We start from the raw sequence: 23,020 nt of genomic DNA on the forward strand, positions 1-23,020 counted from the left end.
CTTATGTGTGAATCCTGTTATCACTGCGGTGAAGATGTACCAGCGGAAACGGATTTTAAAGTAGAAATCTTAGGATCGGTGCGACCTATGTGTTGTCCGGGTTGCGAAACCGTAGCCCAGACAATCGTTGATAGCGGTCTGGTCTCTTACTACCAATATCGTACCGCTCCAGCTGAAAAAGCGGATCTCGTGCCAGAGCAACTTCTGGCACTCAGTCATTACGACAACGAAGATGTTCAATTGGAGTTCGTCCGTAACTCTGAAAACACCTCTGAAGTGACATTGTCACTAGAAGGTGTCTCTTGTGCTGCTTGTGCTTGGCTTATTGAAAAGCAAGTCTCTTCAAAGTTAGGGGTTGTTAGTATTCGTGTTAATACCACGACTAACCGCGCCCTGCTCAGTTGGGACAACACTCAGACGAAACTGAGCGAGCTGTTGTCTGCAATCCATACCTTAGGCTACAAAGCTGCACCTTTTGAGGCTGATCAACAAGAAGCCGCCTATCATCGATCGATGAAGAATTATCTCTATCGTCTTGGCATTGCTGGTTTAGCAACCATGCAGGTCATGATGCTGGCTGTTGCGCTTTATCTTGAAGTCTTTGGTAACCTTGAGCCCGAATTCAAAAGCTACTTCCGTTGGGTGAGCTTAATCTTTGCAACACCGGTTCTGCTCTACTCTGCATTGCCTTTCTATATCAACGCGTGGCGTAGCCTCAAAGGTCGAACATTGGGTATGGATGTACCTGTGTCGATCGCTCTTTTGTTTGCCTACGTTGCAAGTTTGGTCGCAACGGTGACAGAGAAAGGTGAAGTATTCTTCGAATCTATCTCGATGTTTACCTTCTTCCTACTGCTTGGTCGTTTCCTTGAAATGCGCGCTCGTCGTAAAGCCGCCGCTGCTAGTGGTAACCTGCTTAAGCTCGTTCCTGCTATGGCAACAACGTTAGATGGCGAACAAGTTCCAGTCAAAACCTTAAAAGTTGGCGACCAAATTCGCGTTCTACCGGGTGAGCACATTCCTGCCGATGGCAAAGTATTGTCTGGCAGAGTTCATATCGATGAATCGATGCTGACTGGCGAATCTATCCATGTGGTCAAAAACGAAGGCGATACCGTCTTTGCTGGTACATTGAATGGTGATGAATCATTTGAATTGGAAGTAATGACGTCAAAAGCGGATTCGGTTATTTCCAATATCGTTCGCCTGCAAGACGAAGCGCAATTGTCTAAACCCCGCATTGCAGAAATTGCTGATGTTGTGGCTCGATACTTTGTTGCGGTGATCTTAATCATCTCATTCGGTACTTGGTTTTACTGGCACCAAACACGACCAGAAGACGCTTTCTGGATCATGCTTTCGGTATTGGTAGCAACGTGTCCTTGTGCTCTGTCACTGGCAACACCGACGGCGATTACTTGTTCAACGTCTCGCATGGGTAACTTCGGTATTTTGCTGCGCAAAGGCCACGTATTCGAAACCTTGTGCAAAGTGAATCACTTGATCATCGATAAAACAGGTACATTGACTGAGGGTGATATTCGTATCAGCCAAGTTGAAACCTTCGCTGAACTTGATAAAGACACTTGTCTCAAAGTAGCGGCGAGCCTGGAACAACACGCTAACCACCCTATCGCTAAAGCGTTCAAGACTCATCTTTCTGATGAGATCGAAGTAGAGTCAGTTAATAACGTGATTGGTTCAGGTATCACTGGTGAGTGGAATGGCCAAGAAGTTGCGATTGGTAGTAGTGAATTCATTCTAGGTGAAGCTCAACCATCGGAAAGCAACGGCATTTACTTGTCGATGGCGGGTCGTCATATCGCTACATTTACTTATGAAGATCCAATCCGTAAAGAAAGCATCGAGTTTATTAAGCAATTTAAAGAAGCGGGCATCAAAACAACTCTGCTTACTGGCGATTCTTTGATTAACGCGAAGCCTGTTGCTGAAGAGATTGGTATTACTGATATTGTTGCTAACGCGAAACCTGAAGATAAACTTGCTTACCTGAACTCTCGAGATGCAAGTGACATTACCATGATGGTTGGCGATGGCATTAACGATGCCCCTATTCTTGCAGGTGCCCACCTTTCTGTCGCTATGGGCGGCGGTACAGACGTGGCGAAAGCTTCTGCGGATATGGTGTTACTGGGTGATAAGCTCGATAGATTACTTAAGTCGCGTACTTTGGCGTTAAAAACACGTAAGATAATTCGTGAAAACCTAGCTTGGTCATTAGGATATAACTTACTTATCCTTCCATTGGCTGTCGCGGGTTTGGTTGCTCCATACATTGCCGTTGTGGGCATGTCTGCCAGCTCTATTATTGTTGTGTCTAACTCGTTAAGGCTTTTAAAAGAGCAAGGTAAATAATGGAAAGTTTATACATCCTGATCCCCATTGCGATTGTACTGGTGTGCATCGCTGTTGGTATTTTTCTATGGGCGGTGAAGAGCGAACAGTTTGAAGACCTAGAACGTCAAGGTCACAATATACTGTTTGATGAAGACGAAAAGGCTCACAACCATTCTGATAGTAAACCTGTCAAGAATGAGAAAGCTAACAGCGAAAGCCAAACTAACGTAGACAAAAAGAACGATGACGCCTGATTGGATCGGAGCCTTTGTTGTTGGATTGATCGGCGCAGGCCATTGCATGGGAATGTGTGGTGGTATTGCGTCGCTTCTTTCGATTGGCAACAGTAAACCTTCCCCTGTTATTCCCCTACTTTATAACCTAGGGCGCTTGCTAAGTTATGCCGTGATTGGTGGTGTGATTGGCGGTGCAATCTCTTCGATAGGTCAGCTAAGCGATTTTAACGCTCTGCTAGGTTGGCTGCGATTATTTGCAGCTGGCTTTATGATCGTCTTAGGTTTGTATATCGGTAAATGGTGGTTCGGCTTGTTGTTCTTTGAAAAAGTCGGGCAGAAACTATGGCGCTATATCTCTCCTTTAGGTAAATCATTTCTACCCTTGAAGCACCCTAGCCATGCTTTGCCGTTTGGCTTTATTTGGGGTTGGCTACCATGTGGCTTAGTTTACTCAATGCTTACGTGGGCGGCCGTATCAGGAAGTTGGTACAACGGTGCCGGTATCATGCTTGCTTTCGGTTTAGGTACTCTTCCAGCAATGCTCACAGTAGGCATGGGCGCTAATTTCCTCAAAAAACTGCAACAAGCTGACTTATTTCGCCAATTAGGCGCAATTTTAATCCTCCTTTACGGTTTCTATACCGGATATATGGCATTGCAGCTCATTATTTATACCGTATAGGTAACCTTTAAATCCGGTTTTTTTACTACCCAACTGGATAAAGGAATGCTAAAATATTGACGTATATCAAATAGTGAAAGATTGTTATGATTTCTGAAAAGCCTGTGACGAAACGTGTTCAGTCTGGTGGCTGTGCGATCCATTGCCAGGATTGTAGTATTAGCCAGCTCTGTATTCCGTTTACTTTGAATGAATCTGAACTCGATCAACTTGATCAGATCATTGAGAGAAAAAAGCCTATTCAAAAAGGCCAAGAGTTATTTAAAGCCGGTGACGAGCTTAAATCTCTATATGCTATTCGCTCTGGAACGATCAAGAGCTACACGATTACCGAGCAAGGTGATGAGCAGATTACTGCATTCCACCTAGCGGGCGATCTTGTTGGCTTCGATGCGATTACTGGTGACCAACACCCTAGTTTCGCACAAGCGCTAGAAACTTCTATGGTATGTGAAATCCCATATGAGATTCTTGATGACCTATCAGGAAAAATGCCTAAATTGCGTCAGCAAATTATGCGCCTGATGAGTAACGAGATTAAAGGTGACCAAGAAATGATTCTGCTTCTTTCTAAGAAGAACGCGGAAGAGCGCCTTGCTGCATTCCTTTACAACCTTTCTACTCGCTTCTCTCAACGTGGCTTCAGCCCGCGTGAGTTCCGCCTAACGATGACTCGTGGTGATATTGGTAACTACCTTGGTTTGACTGTTGAAACAATCAGCCGTCTTCTAGGTCGTTTCCAAAAAGCAGACATCTTGAGCGTTAAAGGCAAATATATCACTATCGAAGATCACGATGCGTTGATGGAACTTGCTGGCGTTTCAAAAGAATAGTCTAGATATCAATGATGTAGTTCAATAATGAGCTACATCATGTTTCTCTCTTAAAACCTCTTATATTTCTCTTAATCTCTCCATAACTACGCTACATTATTTATATGTTCGGTCTGAAAAGTAGGCTTAGTTATGAGTATCTATAACAAAATTTTAGTTGTCGCAGACATTAATCACGATGAGCAACCTGCTCTAGTTCGTGCTATCCAACTTGCTAAGAAAAGCACCTCAACAAGCCACATCACTTTCTTTTTGTCGATATACGACTTCTCGTATGAAATGACATCTATGCTCTCTATCGATGAAAGAGACGCAATGCGCAAAGGCGTAATTCACCAACGCGAAATTTGGATGAATAAAGTCGCAGAACCTTACCTAGATGATTCTATTGAATTTAATGTACAAGTGGTTTGGCATAACCGCCCGTACGAAGCGATCATTGCTGAGGTTTACAGCGGCGAGCACGACATCTTAATCAAAGGCACGCGTAAGCACGATACCTTGGAATCTGTCATCTTCACTCCAACCGATTGGCACTTATTGAGAAAGTGCCCTAGCCCAGTGCTATTGGTTAAAAACGATTTCTGGCCAGATCACGCGAAGATTTTTGCTTCAGTTCATGTTGGTTCTGAAACAGAAGCTCATTTAGAGCTTAACGATACGATGGTCGACAGATTACTAGAGATCACCGGTCGTTTGGATGCTGAACCTTTCTTGGTGAATGCCTACCCAGTGACACCTGCGAATATCACCATTGAACTGCCAGAGTTTGACCCAACGTCTTATACTGACGCGGTTCGTGGTCATCACTTAACGGCAATGAAAGCATTGCGCCAGAAGCATGGTATGTGTGAAGAACAAACTGTGGTTGAGCAAGGCTTGCCTGAAGATGTTATTCCTCGCGTCGCTTCTGAAAATAACGCTGCGATGGTGATTCTGGGTACAACGGGTCGTACTGGCTTGTCTGCCGTATTTATTGGTAATACAGCGGAACATGTTATCGACAAGATTAACTGTGATGTGTTGGCTCTTAAACCGTCTGGTTACGTGAGCCCATTAGACCCTAACCTTTCGAAAGGTTAAGTCATAGAAAAGTTTAACTTATAAAAAAACGCCTCAAGCATTGCTTGAGGCGTTTTTGTTTATCTAGAGCAACGCCATTCCAAACACAGAATGGAAAACATCATCTTTATCCAATCTAATGGTTAAACATTCGTTACGTCGATGAACATTGACTCATCAATGTTAGATGATGAGATTTCAGCTTCTTCGAATTCGTATGCTTTGCGGTCTTCACTACGGTCCAGTGGAAGGTTCACGAAGTCAAACAGCTCGCGGTCAGCCAGTTGGCTTGGACTTACGTTCTGGATTGATTTGAAGATCTTCTCAACACGACCGGGCGTTTTCTTATCCCAATCAATTAGCATCGCTTTAATGTTCTGACGCTGTAGATTCTCTTGAGAGCCACATAGGTTACAAGGAATGATTGGGAACTCTTTGTGTTCAGCGTATTTGATTAGGTCCGTTTCACGACAGTAAGTCAGTGGACGAATAACAACGTTACGACCATCATCTGAACGAAGCTTTGGTGGCATAGCCTTTAGGCGCGCACCGTGGAACATGTTTAGGAACATGGTTTCAACGATGTCGTCTAGGTGGTGACCCAGTGCGATCTTAGTTGCGCCAATCTTCTCTGCGAATGAGTACAAAGTACCACGACGAAGACGAGAACATAGGCCACACGTTGTTTTACCTTCTGGCACTTTCTCTTTAACCACTGAATACGTGTCTTTATCTACGATGTAGTAAGGAATGTTCAGCGTTTCAAAGTACTCAGGAAGAATGTGTTCAGGGAACCCAGGTTGTTTTTGATCTAGGTTTACTGCCACAACATCAAATTTGATCGGTGCTGCTTCACGTAAACGTAGCAAAATATCTAACATCGCAAATGAATCTTTACCGCCACTAATACATGCCATTACTACGTCATTCTCTTCGATCATGTTGTAGTCGATGATGGCATTTCCAACATTTCTTCTCAGACGTTTCTGAAGTTTGTTGAATTCAAGTGTTTCTTTTCTATTATCGTTTTGGTTCATTGCGACTCTCACACTGTCGTATTACCGACTGTAGATTGCTAGTGGGACTGTTTTAGGGCGTGGATTATACGGATTTTTATTTGATGTTGAAATAGTAACGGCCGGATAAACAAGCTGAGTAATAGAAAGATTCTGCTTTTATTGTTCGATAAGCGCCTAAACGGCAGAGAAACGCGGCTTCACAAGCTCTCGGTTGGTATCATAGATAAAGAAAAGCAGCCTGATCTTATTCGATGAGGCTGCTTTAAGATATGTCGCAAAAACTTAGGGGGATGATTTCGCTAAGCTTTTACTTCACTAACAATGATTCTGTTAAAAATTATTGCGCGGGAATGTACGGCAATACGCGAACTGTTGGTTCTGGCAACGTGATGCTGTCACTTCCATTCAGTTCTTCTAAGGTGAATTTCGCACGTCCTTCTTTGATTGGTAGTTGCTTGCCATTTGAAAGCTCGATGTTGCCTTCCAGCTTATTAGCGAACTCTAGCGTTAACCCTTGGATATCTGGCGTGAACCAACCAGAGAACATACCGCTGACGTCTTCAAGCATCGCCTGCATCTGTGGCAATAGGTTTTCTATCTGTGCAACTTCTACTGTGCCAGCTAAAGGCTCTTGAGTCATCACCACAAAAGAATACGCACATTCCTGTTCTTGAGTTTGTACAAAGATAAGAGGGTTTGCTGAGCGTAGGTTTTGATCTACCGGTAGAAGCAGTTCATTGGCCGGAGAGACTTTTAGCTCTTCGTAGTGCTCTTCTTTTTCCATCCAAGCTTTGCTGATGTGACAGGTTTGCTGAGCTTGTTGATCAACAAAGAAGACCGCAACTTTGACATCATCATGCCCTTCTTTGGTGTTGTTTTTCAGCTGAGTATAAAGCTTAGAATACGTGAACATGTATTCTTGCGCTGAAGCAGGAAGAGAAACCCCAAGGCTTAATGAGGCTAATAAAGCGAGTGCTGTCTTTTTCATTATTATAATCTTGTCGAAGTTGAGCGTTTATAAATAGAAAGAGCAGTCAATGAGCTGCTCTTTTTGTGATATTACTGGTATAAGCCGACTATCGAAGGCAACCAAGTTGGTATCAAAATGAGTTACTTTTTCCAGTATACCTCGTTGTGACGGATCATAGCTTGTAAATCAGTCACATAGTCGGAACCTCGCTCAGAATATTTTAACAAGCCATTGGTGAGCTCTGTCGCCGTTGCGGTTGTTAAAAGATCATCACCTTGCGCATCAAGTTTTGCACGAATCACTCTTAGATCGGCGTAAGCACGATTACGATTAAGGTTCATGAAATACCGATGTACGGATTCTTGGCTTGAAGAGAATGTTGCGACTTCATGCGAGCTACCTTCGTTACGTTGTAGCGGAACAAGGCCACAACCTTTGGTGTAACACCAGTGTCCAAAATAGTTATTTGCTTTAGTGGCGAAACGAGATGTACCCCAAGCTGATTCATTGGCCGCCTGAGTTAACACAAGCGCTTCAGGTAGCACGTTTACACGATTCAACATTTCTTTCAGCCAAGCGTCATCTAAGCCCGATGAAGGTACAGGCAGGCTATACAGCTTCCCTAGTCTCTTTGCGTATGACGCGTCTTCAGAGTCAACATTGTTCAACCCCGTCTCTGAAAGCTTGGTTAGAAACGCACGTTCTTTGGTGATTCGCTTGTTTTCGATGTTGATACTTGGGCGAAGATAAGAAAAGAAGGTGGCTTTCTTTTTATTTACATCTTCAATCGCTGCGAAATCTGGCTTATCAGAAGAGACGGTCAAGTCACCAACGTTTTGCTCTGAGTCTGGAGCCTTTTGCCCCGCTCGCCTGCGCTCTTCTTCTTGTTGGTAAAGCATTGGGCCAACTAACGAGATCGAGCCAACTAAGGCTAATGCTGTCACTTTTAGCGCAAGTGATTTACTTGCGCTTAATTTAGAGTTGTTATGCATCGAATACCTGTGGGTCTTTATTGTTGCTACCGTTGTGGTCGTCGTCGCTCTTTGGTCTGTCTGACGCGATCAGTTTGAGTTTAATGCCAAACATCTCGCGGTAAAGAATCCCTTTCACGTGGAAGAAGAAAGGTAAAACGAAGATAAGGCCAATGCCGTACATCATCGCAGCCACGATGAACATCAACATAACCATTAGGTAAATAGACGCGACCACGAAGATCTTCTTGTTTACCGCTCTTAATGAAAGCAGAAGCGATTGCATTGGCGGCACTTTCTTATCACAAATCAGCAGAATCGAATGACTGAACGCAAGTGAGAAGTAGATAGATAAGAACGGCAGAATCATACCTGCGATGCCTTGAAGCATTAGGCTAAATAAAGTCACTAGGATAACGGGAACCGTAAACTGCAAACCTTTACCAATGTGGCGTACTTTGGTTTGTAGACCAGCAGCGTGGCTCATGGCCATTAAACAGATACCAGCATAGATAGGTGCACTGATCACTTCATAGCTAAAGTTCGCGATAAAAATCGATTCAACGATTTGTGGCGTAAAAGACTCTGGGTCGATAACTGCATCTAAGATAACCGCGGGATCACCAAGCTGTAGTTTTAGTGCGATATAAAAGATAGCGAGCTGCACAAACATCAAAGCAATAATCGCTGGGGAAAACGAAAGAAAGTGACTTATCGTATGTTTCCAAGCTTCTTGGAATACAGCCGTTGCTTTGAGCTCATAATCGCCAGAAAGTGCACGGTTGATACTACCGCCCAAATTAAAATCTTTTTCGATGTCGTTGTTCATATTGATACCTAGGTGTGCCGATTAAGCGAAGCCACCTAACTTATTGATAAAAAATTACCTTCATTATACTCATATGTCGGATACAAACTAAAATATGAATCTGTAACAAGGCTTGCTTTTGCGTCTTGATGGTTAATAATTAGACACTTGTTGGGGTGTAATCCCAGTAAATAACAGTATGGTAAAGGATGTTTACTTTTACCTGCGAAATTTTTTATCTTCGAAAGGTAAAAAATGCTTTGAATTCACGTTTTTGGTGATTATGATGCGCGCCTTAAAGGTGTATAGCAACAGGTCTCAAATAGAACCAAGGTGGAGAAAAACAGACGTTGAACGCTAAAAAATCAGTAGGAAAGCCAGTAGTACAGCTAACTGGCATCAGTAAAAGTTTCGATGGTAAGGAAGTCATCGGCAATCTGGATTTAAACGTAAATCATGGTGAGTTTCTCACGATTTTAGGCCCATCAGGTTGTGGTAAAACAACCGTGCTAAGAATGATTGCGGGTTTTGAAACGGCAGATAGTGGTCAAATACTATTAGCTGAACAAAACGTAACCCAAGTTCCTGCTGAACAAAGGCATGTAAACACTGTATTCCAAAGCTATGCCCTATTCCCACATATGACCGTTTTCGACAATGTGGCATTTGGCTTACGCATGCAGAAAGTTCCAAACAGCGAGGTTGAACCTCGTGTAATGGATGCTTTGAAAATGGTGCGCCTAGAACAAATGGCACAACGAAAGCCACACCAGCTATCTGGTGGTCAACAGCAACGTATTGCAATCGCTCGTGCTGTCGTTAATAAGCCTAAAGTTCTTTTGTTGGATGAATCTCTATCTGCTCTGGATTACAAACTGCGTAAACAGATGCAAATCGAGCTGAAACAATTACAACGCCAACTTGGTATCACGTTCATTTTTGTAACGCATGACCAAGAAGAAGCGCTGTCTATGTCTGACCGTATTATTGTTATGCGTGATGGCGTGATTGAACAAGACGGAACACCAAGAGAGATCTACGAAGAGCCTAAGAACCTATTTGTAGCGCGTTTCATTGGTGAAATTAACGTATTCGAAGCGACAGCGAAATCTCGTCAAGATGAAAAACGCATTGTTGCGACAATCGAAGGTGAAGAGTCCATTATCTATCACGATAAAGACGTCACACCGGGTCAAAAACTGCAAGTATTGCTTCGCCCTGAAGATCTTCGTATCGAAGAAATTAAAGAGTCTGAGCAACGCGGTATTGTTGGCCATATTGTCGAGCGAACCTATAAAGGCATGACATTAGATTCAGTCGTAGAACTTGAATCTGGTATGCGTGTCATGGTTAGCGAATTCTTCAACGAAGATGACCCTGATGTTGATCACTCACTGGGCCAAAAAGTTGCAGTAACTTGGGTTGAGAGCTGGGAAGTGGTATTAGAAGATGAGCAAGAAGTTTAATTTACAAAACGCAATTGTTGCTTTAATCACAGGTTGGTTAGTGCTGTTCGTGATGATTCCAAACATCATGATCATCGGTACTAGCTTCTTAACTCGTGATGAAGCGAACTTGATCGAGATGACCTTCACCCTCGATAACTACGTGCGTTTGGCTGACCCGCTGTATTTTAAAGTGTTGATGCACTCTTTCTATATGGCAATTGTCGCAACCCTACTTTGTTTAATTATTGGTTACCCGTTCGCTTACATCGTGGCAAAAATGCCTGCGAAGTGGCGTCCAATCATGTTGTTCCTAGTGATTGTCCCATTTTGGACTAACTCTTTGATTCGTACTTATGGATTGAAGATTGTACTGGGTACGCAAGGTGTCTTGAACAAAAGTTTGTTAGCGCTAGATATCATTGATAAACCGCTACGTATCATGTACTCAGAAACCGCAGTAATGATCGGTTTAGTGTACATCCTACTTCCGTTTATGATTCTGCCGCTGTATTCAGCGATTGAGAAACTGGATGATACGTATTTAGAAGCGGCTAAAGATTTAGGTGCGAACAAACTGCAAACGCTATTGAAAGTTGTACTGCCCCTAACAATGCCGGGCATTATCGGCGGCTGTTTATTAGTACTACTGCCAGCGTTAGGTATGTTCTACATCTCTGACTTATTAGGCGGAGCTAAGAACCTATTGATTGGTAACGTGATTAAGAGCCAAGTGCTCAACGCTCGAGACTGGCCGTTTGGTGCAGCGACGAGTATCGCACTGACCATGGCAATGGCTGTGATGCTGTATGCCTACTACCGAGCAGGTAAGCTATTGAATAAGAGAGTGGAGCTAGACTAATGGGGCGCACAGTTAAGTTCAGCTTTATGGCGCTGGTATACGCCTTTCTATACCTACCTATTATCGTATTGATTGCTAACTCGTTTAATGCCAATAAGTTTGGTATGAAATGGGGTGGCTTCACGACTAAATGGTATGACGCGCTTATTAACAACGACAGCCTAATGCAGGCTGCGTGGCACTCGATCAATGTAGCGGTGTTCTCAGCAACAGCCGCAACGATTGTCGGTAGCCTTACAGCAGTAGCCCTATTCCGTTACCAATTTAAAGGTAAAGGCATCGTAAATGGCATGTTGTTCATCGTAATGATGTCACCAGATATCGTAATGGCAATTTCGTTACTGGCTCTGTTCTTAGTAATGGGTGTACAACTTGGGTTCTTTACCCTACTTGCTGCTCACATTACCTTCTGTCTACCGTTCGTTGTGGTAACGGTTTACAGTCGCTTGAATGGCTTTGATGTGAAGATGTTAGAAGCAGCAAAAGACTTAGGTGCGAGCGAATGGACGATCCTAAAACAGATCATCTTACCACTTGCTAAGCCAGCGGTTGCTGCGGGTTGGTTATTGAGCTTCACTCTGTCTCTGGACGATGTGATCATCAGTTCTTTCGTAACCGGTCCAACGTATGAAATCTTACCACTGAAGATTTACTCAATGGTTAAAGTGGGTATCTCTCCTGAGGTAAACGCCCTAGCAACAGTGATGTTAGTGGTGTCATTAATACTGGTGATCATTTCTCAGTTATTAGCGAGAGAAAAAATCAAGTAAGTCTCCTACTCTATATAGAGACTGGCTTGATTAAGAAGTTAAGAGACTTCAAGTTCAAAAAAAGTGTTAATCATAAACAGAATGGTAAATTGCCATTCTGTTTTTCTATCTACTGCCTTCGGGCAACGTTTAGTTTGGAGCTAACGTCAATGAAAAAATGGGCTACTCTATTAGCTGGTAGTGCATGTGCGCTTTCAATGTTATCTGCACCATCATTTGCAAAAGATAACAAAGAATTGGTATTCATGAATTGGGGACCTTACATCAACAGTGAGATTCTAGAACAGTTCACTGATGAAACTGGTATCAAGGTGATCTACTCGACTTACGAGTCGAACGAAACCCTGTACGCAAAGCTAAAAACACACAACAAAGGCTATGACCTAGTTGTGCCGTCGACTTACTTCGTATCTAAGATGCGTGACGAAGGTATGCTACAAAAGATCGACAAAACTAAGCTGAACAACTTCAAGAATCTAGATACTAACTATCTAGATAAGCCGTACGACCCAAGCAACGACTACTCTATTCCACACGTAGTTGCGATCACAGGTCTTGCTGTTAACACTGACATGTACGATCCAGAAGATTTCCAAAGCTGGGCTGATCTATGGAAGCCAGAGCTTGAAGGTCAACTGATGATGATGGACGACACTCGTGAAGTGTTCCACATCGCACTGCGTAAGTTAGGTTACTCTGGTAACACAACCAACGAAAAAGAGATCGACGAAGCGTACGCTGAGCTACAAAAGCTTATGCCAAACGTTCTAGTATTTAACTCAGACAACCCAGGCGCGCCTTACATGTCTGGTGAAGTGGGTCTTGGTATGCTGTGGAACGGTTCTGCTGCTGCAGCGCAAAACGAAGGTCTACCAATCAAACTGGTTTTCCCTAAAGAAGGCGGTATCGGTTGGGTTGATAACTTTGCGATTAGCTCTGGTGCGGTAAACGTAGAAGCAGCTCATAAGATGATTGATTTCCTACTTCGCCCTGAAATTGCTGAGCAAATTTCTCGTGACACAGGCTACCTAACGGCCGTTAAAGCGTCTAACGAGAAGTTCAAAGATAGCCCTGCGCTATTCCCATCGCAAGAAGACCTTGATCGTGTTGAATGGCAAGCTGCGGTTGGCGATAAGACAGTGAAGTACGAAGATTACTTCATGAAACTTAAAGCAGGTCAGTAATTTAGCTTATTATCTAACTGTGGCTAAGTAACCAGTTTACTTAACAGGTCAACGTAGATAATCAATAAGTTAAAAATAAGAATATCAATGAATAGGCAGCTTAGGCTGCCTATTTTATTATATCGCTGCTATAATATAGCTCGATTTTTCGAAATCCTTTACCTTGGGTTCACTACCCAGCTCCAAATCAAACAAATGAACGGAACAGTAATGAAAAAAACACTGTATACCGGCGCATTGTGTGCTGCTACTTTACTTTCTACACCCTCTTTCGCAGCTGACCAAGAACTGTATTTTTACAACTGGTCTGAATATATTCCAAATGAAGTACTAGAAGACTTCACAGAAGAGACGGGCATTAAAGTCTACTACTCAACTTATGAGTCTAACGAAAGCATGTACGCTAAGTTAAAAACTCAAGGTACGGGTTACGACTTAGTGGTTCCTTCTACTTACTTCGTTTCTAAGATGCGTAAAGAAGGCATGCTTCAAGAGCTTGATAAAACCAAGCTAAGCCACTTTGCAGATTTGGATCCAAATTACTTAGATAAGCCATTTGACCCAAATAACAACTACTCAATCCCATACATCTGGGGTGCGACGGGTATTGGTATCAACTCAGACATGCTAGACAAGTCTTCAGTTAAAAACTGGGGCGATCTGTGGGATACGCAGTGGGAAGGTCAACTGATGATGATGGATGACTCTCGTGAGGTTTTCCATATCGCTCTATCTAAACTGGGCTACTCTCCAAACACGACTAACCCTGAAGAAATCAAAGAAGCCTACGAAGAACTTCGTAAGCTAATGCCAAACGTATTGGTATTTAACTCAGATTTCCCAGCGAACCCTTACCTAGCAGGTGAAGTGTCTCTTGGTATGCTTTGGAATGGTTCTGCTTACATGGCACGCCAAGAAGGCGCAACGATTGACATTATCTGGCCAGAAAAAGGCGCTATCTTCTGGATGGACAGCCTAGCAATTCCAGCAGGCGCTAAGAACACTGAAGCGGCTCATAAGATGATCGACTTCCTTCTTCGCCCAGAGAACGCTGCGAAAATTGCTCTAGAGATCGGTTACCCGACACCAGTTAAAACCGCTTACCCTCTTCTTCCTAAAGAATTTGCTGAAGACAAGAACGTTTTCCCACCACAATCAGTGATGGATAACGGTGTGTGGCAAGATGAAGTTGGTGAAGCGAGTGTTATTTATGACGAGTACTTCCAAAAACTTAAAGTAAACAACTAAGTTATTGTTAGTTAAGAAGTTAAGTAAATAAAGCGGCGTAAGCCGCTTTATTTTTTCAGATTCAGAAACTGATGTGTGTTATTAAAGACAAGGCTTAGGCCGTTAAAGAACCTTTCTCTGTACATAATAACTCGCCAACCAGTTTAGGCACCTCGATACTCGCCTTGCCGTAGCGCTTCTCTTCAAATTCACTTTCAACCGCACTTGGTTCGAGGTTTATCTCGATAGTATGTGCACCATGCATTTTCGCATCGTGAACAAAGCCTGCCGCTGGATAAACAACACCTGAAGTTCCGATAGAGATAAACAGATCCGCTTCTTCCAGTGCGGAATAAATGTCGCCCATTCTTAGTGGCATTTCGCCAAACCAAACAATATGTGGACGCATTTGTGCAGGGATTTGGCAGCAATGACAAAGTTCACCCGTTTCAATATCGCCTTTGTGCTCTACAACTTGATTGGATTCACTGCAACGCGCTTTTAAAAGTTCACCATGCATGTGAATAATGTTGTTGCTACCGCCTCTCTCGTGCAAATTGTCGATGTTTTGAGTAATGATGGTAACTTTGCCATCAAGCTTGTCTTCAAGCTCTCCTAGCGCCTTGTGGGCTGAATTGGGCTGAATGCTCTCACTTTGCAGGCCGTGACGACGCTTGTTATAGAAGGCTTGTACCAAGTCAGGATCTTTTGCGAACCCTTCAGGCGTCGCTACATCTTCGATTTTGTGGTTTTCCCATAGCCCGTCTTGTGCTCGGAATGTTTGTATCCCCGACTCTGCAGAGATGCCAGCGCCAGTAAGAATTACGATATTTCGATATGGGAAATGCATATAACGTCCTTTTAGATATGTCGCTTTGTAACAGCTTAGCACTGTTCAAATTCCAACAATAGTTTTGGGGATTAGACCATAGTCTTAGGCAACTGAATTCATTGGCTATTTGTGACATAACTCGCTTGATAGTTGTGGTTGTTGTTACTCAAATTCTCTGTTTTGCTATCCATAGAAACAAAAAAGCGACCGAAGCCGCTTAGTTCTGTTCAACAGTTGTCTACTTGATGTGCTTTACCCCACCAAGTGAACAACGTTAGTCTTCGTTGATAGAAGAGATCTTATGGATAGAAAGATCCGCACCGTTGAATTCATCTTCTTCACTTAAGCGTAGGCCTGTTAGTTTGCTCAACACACCGTATACGATTAACGCGCCGACGAAAGCAACAGCAACACCTGCGACTGTACCAATCAACTGAGAAGCAAAGCTCACGCCGCCTAGACCCCAGAAAGCTTGTTGGCCGAAGATACCAGCAGCAACGCCACCCCAGGCACCACATACGCCGTGTAGAGGCCATACACCCAGTACATCATCGATCTGTGTTTTGTTTTGCATATAAGTAAATAGGTAAACAAACAGCGCACCTGCCACACCGCCCGTCACCAAAGCGCCAAGTGGGTGCATCAAATCTGAGCCCGCACAGATAGCGACGAGACCAGCCAAAGGACCATTGTGGATGAAGCCCGGGTCATTTTTACCTGCAATTAGAGCCGCAAGAATACCGCCAACCATGGCCATGAGAGAGTTCATTGCCACGAGACCGCTGATGCCATTGATCGCTTGAGCTGACATCACGTTAAAGCCAAACCAACCCACACATAAGATCCAAGAGCCTAGTGCTAAGAATGGGATATTCGATGGTGCGAAGTTGGTGTGTTTGCCTGCACGGATTCGACCTTTACGCATCCCTAAGAAGTAAACTGCGACCAAAGCAATCCAACCACCTACGCCGTGAACCACTACCGAGCCTGCGAAGTCATGGAACACGTAACCAAACTGACCTTCTAGCCAATCTTGGAATCCAAAGTTGCCGTTCCAAATGATGCCTTCAAAAAATGGATAGATGAAACCAACCGTAAACAGTGTCGCAATCAAAATTGGATAGAAACGAGCACGCTCTGCGATACCACCAGAAACAATCGCAGGAATTGCCGCTGCGAATGTCATTAGGAAGAAGAACTTAACCAGTTCATATCCGTTGCCTTGCGAAAGTGTTTCTGCGTCTGCAAAAAAGTGTGCACCGTAAGCAACCCAGTAACCGATAAAGAAGTAAGCAATGGCGGAGACACCAAAGTCGGAAAGGATCTTAACCAGCGCGTTGACTTGGTTCTTCTTTCGAACGGTACCGACTTCTAGAAATGCAAAGCCAGCGTGCATCAAGAAAACCATGATGGCGCCGAGTAATAGGAATAAAGTATCTGAACTTTGGGTAAGGGTTTGTACTGCACTATGAACTTGAGTCACCGTTTCACTCATTAAAGCATTCTCCTTCGCTTTATCTGATTTGCACTGATATCGTGCGATTCAATGTTGTAATTAATTAAAGACTCAACAGTGAACGCAAGATGCGTTCCAAGTGTGAGGGGTAATTTCGTGCAACAGTTTTTGCTTTTAACTTACTGATTAATTGATAATAAATTTATCGGTGCACTTTCTTGGTTCTTAATGAGCGTGAAAATGGAAACAAGAATCGCACCAATTAAGGGAGTTGCACCATATTGAAGCGGTCAATACTATGCTTCATTAAGTTTCGTTGCTGATTAGAAACAAAAAGCCCAATGACCGAAATCATTGGGCTTTCAAAAGGACTATTGTGCTAGATAATTCGCTATCTAGTGAGCCGATACTCGACTACAAGTTTGGACCTGTTGTCGGGTTTTGCGGTAGGTTTTGACTTAAACGCTGCATACCTTGATACATACGAATAAACCAAACCACAATCGCAACACCACCAAACAACATGCCTACATACGGGATGTAGTAAGCGATGTCATCGATAATGTGGTTTTGATACCAGTAATCGTTCACACCAATCAACACCCCATTAGAGGTCGCTACCGTCACGATAAGAACAACAAAGAACGTCAGGTTCAAGAAGAACGAGCGAATCAAGCCGTAGTAATGGGTATCTACTACTTCGCCGTCTTCACCTTTATCTAAACGATAGCCCGCGTAGATGATGGCAACCACACCAGAGAGAAGACAAGTAAATGGCGTAAAGCAGCTTAGTATGTAAGCGACCCAAATACCTTTATGAGGTTTGTTCATTCTTATTCACCCCTTCCGTTTTCTCTGTTGCTGCGTTAGCGCTTTGTTCAACGCCGTTTTTCTCTTGTTCCATCACTTCTTTGTACCAAAGATCATGGTGCTCTTTAGCCCAAGTCTCATCAACTTCGCCTGTTACCATGCCTTCTAGTGCCCCTTCCATACCGAACAAGCCGATGTAGATGTGGAACACGAAACCACAGATAAGGATCAAAGCAGCCAACATGTGGACTAGGTTTGAGAGCTCCATATCTCGACGGGTTTGACCGAAGATTGGGAAGTCTAAAACCAAGCCACTGATCGCAGCCACACTACCCATAACAATCAATAGCCAGAACAGTGCTTTTTCACCCGCGTTCGAAAACTCTGCAGATGGATGAGAACCTTTATGTTTCCCGACCATACCACCCAGTTTCATGAACCACTGTACATCGACCATCTTGAAAATAGACTTGCGCCACCACTTGATGAGAACAGCCATCAACAGCACATAGAAAATTGGGCCGATGTAGTTGTGGTATTGCTTCGCCAATAGAACGATGAAGCCCCAAAGGTCTGTTGGAATGTACGGCTTCAAGAAGTGTTTACCGTAAACCAACATCAAACCACTGAACGCCAGTGTTAAGAAGGTAAACGCCATACTCCAGTGCAAGGCACGGTCTAGTCGAGACCAACGTTTGATCTTACGGCCTGTTCTTGGCGCACTCAGCATTAATGGGCCAATCACAACGTACATTAGAGTAACGAAAGCAATACTGCCAAAGATAGCGACAGCACCGGCTGGTGACATCCACTTCTCTTTCAATATGTACCACGTTTGACCTGGGGTACTGATCAACACACCGTGCTCAGCCGATTGAGATGTGGTGTAACCTTCTTCACCGTTTCTTACTTGTCGCCAAAAATCAGCGCCAGCAAGTTGTGTGATTTCTCTTTCAGCAGAGCTCGATTGAGTTTGTGATGAGTTCGTCTCAGATGCATGACTCAAAGGAGACAGCATTGTTAGTGCTGCCAACATTGGCAGCACAACAAGGAAGAGACGCTTAAACATTGTAAGCATATGTCTCTCCTAACTAGCTCTTCATCGCATCGTAAGAAAGGTCATTGCCGTCTGTCCAGCCTGCACCCTTCGCACCACGCTCAACAACACGCTGACGGAATACATCAGAGACTTTCTCTGCATCACCCGCTAGTAGTGCTTTGGTCGAACATAAAGAAGCACACATTGGTAGCTTACCTTCAGCAATACGGTTCGCACCGTACTTCTGACGTTCTTCCACAGAACCTGGCTCTGTTTCAGGGCCGCCAGCACAGAAGGTACATTTGTCCATCTTACCGCGCTCACCAAAGGCTTCCTGTTTAGGGAATTGAGGTGCGCCAAACGGACAAGCAAACAAGCAGTAACCACAACCGATACACAGATCTTTATTGTGAAGTACGATGCCGTCTTCCGTATGTTCAAAACAGTCTGCCGGGCAAACTGCCATACAAGGGGCATCAGTACAGTGCATACACGCTACTGAGATAGAGTTTTCACCCGGTTCGCCATCGTTCAGTGTCACAACGCGACGACGTTGAATACCCCATTCCAGAGCATCATCATTTTCATTCTTACATGCAGTGACACAACCGTTACATTCGATACAACGCTTGGTGTCACAAAGAAATTTCATTCTAGCCATTTTAAGACTCCTTACGCTTTACGAATATTACAAAGGGTTACTTTCGTTTCCTGCATCAAGGTGACAGGGTCGTAACCATATGTGGTTGCTGTATTGGCTGCTTCGCCAATAACGTAAGGATCAGTGCCTTCTGGGTACTTAGAACGCAAATCTTCGCCTTCGAACTTACCACCGAAGTGGAACGGCAAGAACGCTAAACCCGGTTTAACACGACGAGTAACCATCGCTTTCACCTTGATACGGCCTTTCTCAGCGCCTTCAACCCAAACATCATCGCCATCTTTGAAGCCAATGTCGTTTGCGTCTTTCGGGTTCACTTCAACAAACATCTCTTGTTGAAGTTCTGCTAGCCATGGGTTTGAACGTGTCTCTTCACCACCACCTTCGTACTCAACCAGACGACCAGAAGTCAGAATGATTGGGTATTCATCAGACTTGTCTTGGTCTTGAATTGACTTGTACAACGTAGGAACACGGAAAATCGCTTCTTTGTCATCCCAAGTTGGGTAATCAGCAACAAGATCACGACGTGGCGTGTAAAGTGGCTCACGGTGTAGAGGTACGCGGTCTGGGAATGTCCAAACAATCGCACGTGCTTTCGCATTACCAAATGGGATACAGCCGTGTTTAATTGCCACACGTTGGATACCACCTGAAACGTCAGTCTTCCAGTTTTTGCCTTCAGCAGCCGCTTTCTCTTCTGCAGTTAGATCATCCCACCAACCCAGTTGTTTCAGTAGTTTGTCACTGAACTCTGGGTAGCCGTCTTTGATCTCACAGCCTTTCGAGTAGCTGTCTTCTGCCAGTAGGCTTTGACCTTCAAACTCAACACCAAAACGAGTACGGAAGTTACCACCACCTTCAGCAACCGTCTTAGACGTATCGTAAAGGATGTGTGTACCCGGATGTTTCATCTCTGGTGTGCCCCAACATGGCCAAGGTAGACCGTAAGTCTCGCCATTTGCTGGACCGCCTTCTGCTTCTAGAGACGTTTTGTGGAATGTGTGCCAATTCTGTTGGTGTTCTTTCAAACGCTCAGGGCTTTGGCCTGTGTAGCCGATTGTCCACATACCTTTGTTGAATTCACGTGTAATATCTTCAATCAGTGGTTGGTTGTTCTCAACACGGATGTTTTTGAACAGCTGATCAGAGAAACCAAGCTTCTTAGAAAGCAGGTACATGATTTCGTGGTCAGGTTTAGATTCGAATAGAGGATCAACAACCTTGTCACGCCACTGTAGAGAACGGTTTGACGCCGTTACACTGCCGTAGGTTTCAAACTGAGTCGTTGCTGGTAGCAGGTAAACGCCGTCGGTACGATCATTCATTACCGCTGCAACCGTTGGGTATGGGTCAACAATAACCATCATATCCAGCTTCTGCATCGCTTTTTTCATCTCTGGACCACGAGTCTGAGAGTTCACCGCGTGACCCCAGTAGAACATGGCACGGATGTTTTCGCGTTGGCGAATCTTGTCTTTGTCTTCAAGTACGCCATCAACCCAACGAGATACAGGAATACCTGCACTGTTCATTGGTTTTTGACCGCCGTATGCGTTGTCGTCGAAACGGCCTTTCACCCAGTCAAAGTCGATATCCCAAACTTTTGACCAGTGACGCCAAGAACCTTCAGACAAGCCGTAGTAGCCTGGAAGTGTGTCTGACAGTACACCAAGGTCAGTTGCGCCCTGTACGTTATCGTGACCACGGAAGATGTTTGCACCGCCGCCTGATTTACCGATGTTACCTAGCGCAAGCTCAAGTACACAGTAAGCGCGTGTGTTGTTGTTACCAGTCGTGTGCTGAGTACCACCCATACACCAAACGATACAACCCGGACGGTTTTCAGAAAGTAGTTTCGCGGTGTGGTATACGTCTTTTTCACTAACACCAGTTACGCGTTCAACTTCTGCTGGGTTCCACTTCGCGACTTCTTCACGGATCTCGTCCATGCCGAATACACGTTGTTTAATGAACTCTTTGTCTTCCCATTGGTTTGCAAAGACGTGCCATAACACACCCCAGATAAACGCAACGTCAGAACCTGGACGAAGAGAAACGTAGTGATCTGATTTCGCAGCAGTACGCGTACGACGAGGATCCGCAACAACGATCTTACAGTTGTTCTTCTCTTTCGCGATCAAAATGTGTTGCATCGCTACTGGGTGAGCTTCCGCTGGGTTTGAACCAATGAACAGCATCGATTTACAGTTGTGCATGTCATTGAACGAGTTTGTCATTGCACCGTAACCCCAAGTGTTCGCAACACCGGCTACTGTGGTTGAGTGACAAATACGTGCTTGGTGGTCAACGTTGTTGGTGCCCCAAAGCGAAGCCATCTTACGGAATGCATAAGCTTGCTCGTTACTGTGTTTCGCACTACCTAGGAAGTAAACTGAATCAGGGCCAGACTCTTTACGAAGTTCTAGCGCTTTGTTACCGATCTCTTCAATCGCTTGTTCCCAAGAAAGCTTCTTCCACTTACCGCCTTCCAATTTCATTGGGTACTTAAGACGACGTTCACCGTGGCCGTGCTCACGAAGTGCTGCACCTTTCGCACAGTGTCCACCAGCGTTGAATGGGTGATCGAATGCAGGCTCTTGACCTGTCCATACGCCATTTTGAACTTCAGCGTAGATACCACAACCCACAGAACAGTGAGAACAGATAGTACGTTTCACTTCTGTTTTCGCTTCTGGATCGACTGATTTAGCCTGTGCTTTCTTCATCATACCTGGTGCAAATAGACTTGCGCCTACCACTGCGCCACCAGCAGCTAATGAAGTGTTTTTCATGAAGGCACGTCGAGACACACCTAGCTGATTGGTTTCTTTGCTCACACTATCGGAGCGTTTGACAAGTTTCATCCGTTATCTCCTAAAGTGTGTCGTAGTAATCGCGAATGTGTTGCGTCTCACGATACCCTGTCTTCTTCACGTCTTCTTTCGAAATTTCAACAGTTTCTGAAGCGGTTGCCACTTTAGTTGTACCAGCGACAACGGCACCAGCAACGGCTGCAGTCGTCAAGCCTTTGAGTAGATCCCTACGGCTTGTATTTATATCTTTATTATCTTTCATCATTGCTTCCTTACCTTACGGTAGATCTTTTTTTGGAGGCTTAATGCCCCTCTATCGATATAATCGCGTACTGCTCGATTACTCGTAATCAGTGACGTTTTTCACATCAATCTTTAATTTGTGCTTACTGCTTTTTGTATTCACGCTAAAACGCACTTGTTCTAACGTTAAGAATGCTTCACACAGTTGAGCGGCCGATTTGTAGAAGTTCGCGCTTTCTGCCCCTTCAAGCTGACGCGTGAAAGAGTTAAACCAAGGGCCAAGGTGCTTATTGAATACCGCCTGTTGCAGTGCTTCTTCTTCAGCCGTTAGCATCGCCATCACTTCACACAGTGCTGCGATATGATCTTCCGGCTCTTTCACTTGATCGTCACGCTCAATGCCTAAAAGCTCTAAGTCATGACGAATCTCTGCCAATGGTTTTTCCATCATGGCGCCAGTGCGATGCCAAGAACCAAATGGAACGACTTCTCCACGCCCAATACCGATGAACAAATCTTGATATTCGTCTTCAAGAGCTTCACGGTTTGATTCTGTTGCCGCTTGTTGAATGGCAATCCAAGCCTTTTGCATTGCGCTTTCAGACGCTTCAATATCGAGTGTTTTTAGAAAGTCGATCACCTCTTCAGAAGGTGCGCTGCGAAACAGTGCGGATAGAACCAAATAGATCTCAGTTCTTAGTGTCTGTTCTTGTGCCTGATCCAAATTCGTTTCCAA

The 23,020-nt window shown here is 44.3% G+C and carries 22 protein-coding genes; 10 read left to right on the plus strand and 12 right to left on the minus strand.

Annotated features, from left to right (window positions below):
* Positions 1–3: 3 nt before the first annotated feature.
* The 5 genes from AB4583_RS13790 (at position 4) to uspE (ending at position 5,192) form a co-directional block, all read left to right on the plus strand.
* Positions 4–2,376, plus strand: a complete 2,373-nt coding sequence (locus AB4583_RS13790) for a heavy metal translocating P-type ATPase metal-binding domain-containing protein (protein ID WP_029235846.1) — start codon at positions 4–6, stop codon at positions 2,374–2,376.
* On the plus strand, positions 2,376–2,612 hold the full coding sequence (gene ccoS / locus AB4583_RS13795; protein ID WP_017059639.1) for a cbb3-type cytochrome oxidase assembly protein CcoS: 237 nt from the start codon (positions 2,376–2,378) through the stop codon (positions 2,610–2,612). Before AB4583_RS13790 ends, ccoS begins: the two co-directional genes overlap by 1 nt.
* Entirely contained in the window at positions 2,602–3,276 is a 675-nt protein-coding gene (locus AB4583_RS13800; protein ID WP_017059638.1) for a sulfite exporter TauE/SafE family protein, read from the plus strand. The genes ccoS and AB4583_RS13800 overlap by 11 nt, the downstream gene beginning before the upstream one ends.
* Before the next feature lie 86 nt (positions 3,277–3,362).
* Positions 3,363–4,109 carry an FNR family transcription factor gene (locus tag AB4583_RS13805; RefSeq protein WP_017059637.1) on the plus strand — a complete coding sequence of 249 codons (747 nt, stop codon included), beginning with the start codon at positions 3,363–3,365 and terminating at the stop codon, positions 4,107–4,109.
* A 132-nt stretch (positions 4,110–4,241) separates the two neighbouring features.
* Positions 4,242–5,192: a universal stress protein UspE gene (uspE, locus tag AB4583_RS13810; protein WP_017070547.1), complete on the plus strand. Its 951-nt coding sequence runs from the start codon at positions 4,242–4,244 to the stop codon at positions 5,190–5,192.
* Between the two features lie 122 nt (positions 5,193–5,314).
* Here the strand turns inward: uspE and ttcA are convergent, their stop codons facing one another.
* The 4 genes from ttcA to AB4583_RS13830 all read right to left on the minus strand — a co-directional run bounded on the left by ttcA (position 5,315) and on the right by AB4583_RS13830 (position 8,960).
* Positions 5,315–6,208 (minus strand): tRNA 2-thiocytidine(32) synthetase TtcA, encoded by an 894-nt coding sequence (ttcA, locus tag AB4583_RS13815; protein WP_017059635.1) that lies wholly within the window; start codon positions 6,206–6,208, stop codon positions 5,315–5,317.
* A 319-nt stretch (positions 6,209–6,527) separates the two neighbouring features.
* A complete protein-coding gene (locus AB4583_RS13820; protein ID WP_017063862.1) occupies positions 6,528–7,178 on the minus strand; it encodes a DUF2987 domain-containing protein in 651 nt (216 codons plus the stop codon).
* 122 nt (positions 7,179–7,300) lie between these two features.
* The gene (locus tag AB4583_RS13825) at positions 7,301–8,152 is read right to left on the minus strand and encodes a glucosaminidase domain-containing protein (RefSeq protein ID WP_372117796.1); all 852 of its coding nucleotides are present in this window, start codon (positions 8,150–8,152) and stop codon (positions 7,301–7,303) included.
* Positions 8,145–8,960 carry a membrane protein gene (locus AB4583_RS13830; RefSeq protein ID WP_017068198.1) on the minus strand — a complete coding sequence of 272 codons (816 nt, stop codon included), beginning with the start codon at positions 8,958–8,960 and terminating at the stop codon, positions 8,145–8,147. Before AB4583_RS13830 ends, AB4583_RS13825 begins: the two co-directional genes overlap by 8 nt.
* Before the next feature lie 329 nt (positions 8,961–9,289).
* Here AB4583_RS13830 and potA point away from each other — a divergent pair, with 329 nt between their 5' ends.
* From potA to AB4583_RS13855, 5 genes are all read left to right on the plus strand, one after another.
* Positions 9,290–10,405 carry a spermidine/putrescine ABC transporter ATP-binding protein PotA gene (gene potA, locus AB4583_RS13835; RefSeq protein ID WP_017070545.1) on the plus strand — a complete coding sequence of 372 codons (1,116 nt, stop codon included), beginning with the start codon at positions 9,290–9,292 and terminating at the stop codon, positions 10,403–10,405.
* The gene (gene potB / locus AB4583_RS13840; RefSeq protein WP_372117800.1) at positions 10,389–11,246 is read left to right on the plus strand and encodes a spermidine/putrescine ABC transporter permease PotB; all 858 of its coding nucleotides are present in this window, start codon (positions 10,389–10,391) and stop codon (positions 11,244–11,246) included. The genes potA and potB overlap by 17 nt, the downstream gene beginning before the upstream one ends.
* Positions 11,246–12,016 carry a spermidine/putrescine ABC transporter permease PotC gene (potC, locus tag AB4583_RS13845; protein WP_004733706.1) on the plus strand — a complete coding sequence of 257 codons (771 nt, stop codon included), beginning with the start codon at positions 11,246–11,248 and terminating at the stop codon, positions 12,014–12,016. Before potB ends, potC begins: the two co-directional genes overlap by 1 nt.
* Before the next feature lie 149 nt (positions 12,017–12,165).
* Positions 12,166–13,200: an extracellular solute-binding protein gene (locus AB4583_RS13850; RefSeq protein ID WP_017059628.1), complete on the plus strand. Its 1,035-nt coding sequence runs from the start codon at positions 12,166–12,168 to the stop codon at positions 13,198–13,200.
* Positions 13,201–13,410: 210 nt separating this feature from the next.
* On the plus strand, positions 13,411–14,448 hold the full coding sequence (locus AB4583_RS13855) for an extracellular solute-binding protein (protein WP_017059627.1): 1,038 nt from the start codon (positions 13,411–13,413) through the stop codon (positions 14,446–14,448).
* A gap of 94 nt (positions 14,449–14,542) precedes the next feature.
* Here AB4583_RS13855 and cobB read toward each other — a convergent pair whose 3' ends face one another.
* From cobB to AB4583_RS13895, 8 genes are all read right to left on the minus strand, one after another.
* Positions 14,543–15,277 carry a Sir2 family NAD+-dependent deacetylase gene (cobB, locus tag AB4583_RS13860; RefSeq protein ID WP_017063867.1) on the minus strand — a complete coding sequence of 245 codons (735 nt, stop codon included), beginning with the start codon at positions 15,275–15,277 and terminating at the stop codon, positions 14,543–14,545.
* Between the two features lie 256 nt (positions 15,278–15,533).
* The gene (locus AB4583_RS13865) at positions 15,534–16,754 is read right to left on the minus strand and encodes an ammonium transporter (protein WP_017059625.1); all 1,221 of its coding nucleotides are present in this window, start codon (positions 16,752–16,754) and stop codon (positions 15,534–15,536) included.
* 375 nt (positions 16,755–17,129) lie between these two features.
* Positions 17,130–17,546, minus strand: a complete 417-nt coding sequence (locus AB4583_RS13870; protein ID WP_017059624.1) for a hypothetical protein — start codon at positions 17,544–17,546, stop codon at positions 17,130–17,132.
* Entirely contained in the window at positions 17,530–18,603 is a 1,074-nt protein-coding gene (locus AB4583_RS13875; RefSeq protein ID WP_017070544.1) for a formate dehydrogenase subunit gamma, read from the minus strand. The genes AB4583_RS13870 and AB4583_RS13875 overlap by 17 nt, the downstream gene beginning before the upstream one ends.
* Before the next feature lie 13 nt (positions 18,604–18,616).
* Positions 18,617–19,225: a formate dehydrogenase FDH3 subunit beta gene (gene fdh3B / locus AB4583_RS13880; RefSeq protein ID WP_004733723.1), complete on the minus strand. Its 609-nt coding sequence runs from the start codon at positions 19,223–19,225 to the stop codon at positions 18,617–18,619.
* A gap of 11 nt (positions 19,226–19,236) precedes the next feature.
* The gene (locus AB4583_RS13885) at positions 19,237–22,092 is read right to left on the minus strand and encodes a formate dehydrogenase subunit alpha (RefSeq protein WP_372117805.1); all 2,856 of its coding nucleotides are present in this window, start codon (positions 22,090–22,092) and stop codon (positions 19,237–19,239) included.
* A gap of 10 nt (positions 22,093–22,102) precedes the next feature.
* Positions 22,103–22,303: a twin-arginine translocation signal domain-containing protein gene (locus AB4583_RS13890; RefSeq protein WP_008217926.1), complete on the minus strand. Its 201-nt coding sequence runs from the start codon at positions 22,301–22,303 to the stop codon at positions 22,103–22,105.
* A 78-nt stretch (positions 22,304–22,381) separates the two neighbouring features.
* Positions 22,382–23,020, minus strand: a complete 639-nt coding sequence (locus tag AB4583_RS13895; protein WP_017059621.1) for a molecular chaperone — start codon at positions 23,018–23,020, stop codon at positions 22,382–22,384.

The organism is Vibrio sp. 10N.222.49.C12 (genome assembly GCF_041475025.1).
GTDB classification, from domain to species: domain Bacteria; phylum Pseudomonadota; class Gammaproteobacteria; order Enterobacterales; family Vibrionaceae; genus Vibrio; species Vibrio crassostreae_C.

Coding starts and splice junctions, on each gene's coding strand:
- AB4583_RS13790 (WP_029235846.1), top strand. CDS start 4: ATGTGTGAATCCTGTTATCACTGCGGTGAAGATGTACCAGCGGAAACG.
- AB4583_RS13805 (WP_017059637.1), top strand. CDS start 3,363: ATGATTTCTGAAAAGCCTGTGACGAAACGTGTTCAGTCTGGTGGCTGT.
- AB4583_RS13885 (WP_372117805.1), bottom strand. CDS start 22,092: ATGAAACTTGTCAAACGCTCCGATAGTGTGAGCAAAGAAACCAATCAG.
- potC (WP_004733706.1), top strand. CDS start 11,246: ATGGGGCGCACAGTTAAGTTCAGCTTTATGGCGCTGGTATACGCCTTT.
- ttcA (WP_017059635.1), bottom strand. CDS start 6,208: ATGAACCAAAACGATAATAGAAAAGAAACACTTGAATTCAACAAACTT.
- uspE (WP_017070547.1), top strand. CDS start 4,242: ATGAGTATCTATAACAAAATTTTAGTTGTCGCAGACATTAATCACGAT.
- AB4583_RS13865 (WP_017059625.1), bottom strand. CDS start 16,754: ATGAGTGAAACGGTGACTCAAGTTCATAGTGCAGTACAAACCCTTACC.
- AB4583_RS13820 (WP_017063862.1), bottom strand. CDS start 7,178: ATGAAAAAGACAGCACTCGCTTTATTAGCCTCATTAAGCCTTGGGGTT.
- AB4583_RS13825 (WP_372117796.1), bottom strand. CDS start 8,152: ATGCATAACAACTCTAAATTAAGCGCAAGTAAATCACTTGCGCTAAAA.
- AB4583_RS13870 (WP_017059624.1), bottom strand. CDS start 17,546: ATGAACAAACCTCATAAAGGTATTTGGGTCGCTTACATACTAAGCTGC.
- AB4583_RS13875 (WP_017070544.1), bottom strand. CDS start 18,603: ATGCTTACAATGTTTAAGCGTCTCTTCCTTGTTGTGCTGCCAATGTTG.
- AB4583_RS13830 (WP_017068198.1), bottom strand. CDS start 8,960: ATGAACAACGACATCGAAAAAGATTTTAATTTGGGCGGTAGTATCAAC.
- AB4583_RS13850 (WP_017059628.1), top strand. CDS start 12,166: ATGAAAAAATGGGCTACTCTATTAGCTGGTAGTGCATGTGCGCTTTCA.
- AB4583_RS13890 (WP_008217926.1), bottom strand. CDS start 22,303: ATGAAAGATAATAAAGATATAAATACAAGCCGTAGGGATCTACTCAAA.
- ccoS (WP_017059639.1), top strand. CDS start 2,376: ATGGAAAGTTTATACATCCTGATCCCCATTGCGATTGTACTGGTGTGC.
- potB (WP_372117800.1), top strand. CDS start 10,389: ATGAGCAAGAAGTTTAATTTACAAAACGCAATTGTTGCTTTAATCACA.
- fdh3B (WP_004733723.1), bottom strand. CDS start 19,225: ATGGCTAGAATGAAATTTCTTTGTGACACCAAGCGTTGTATCGAATGT.
- AB4583_RS13855 (WP_017059627.1), top strand. CDS start 13,411: ATGAAAAAAACACTGTATACCGGCGCATTGTGTGCTGCTACTTTACTT.
- cobB (WP_017063867.1), bottom strand. CDS start 15,277: ATGCATTTCCCATATCGAAATATCGTAATTCTTACTGGCGCTGGCATC.
- AB4583_RS13800 (WP_017059638.1), top strand. CDS start 2,602: ATGACGCCTGATTGGATCGGAGCCTTTGTTGTTGGATTGATCGGCGCA.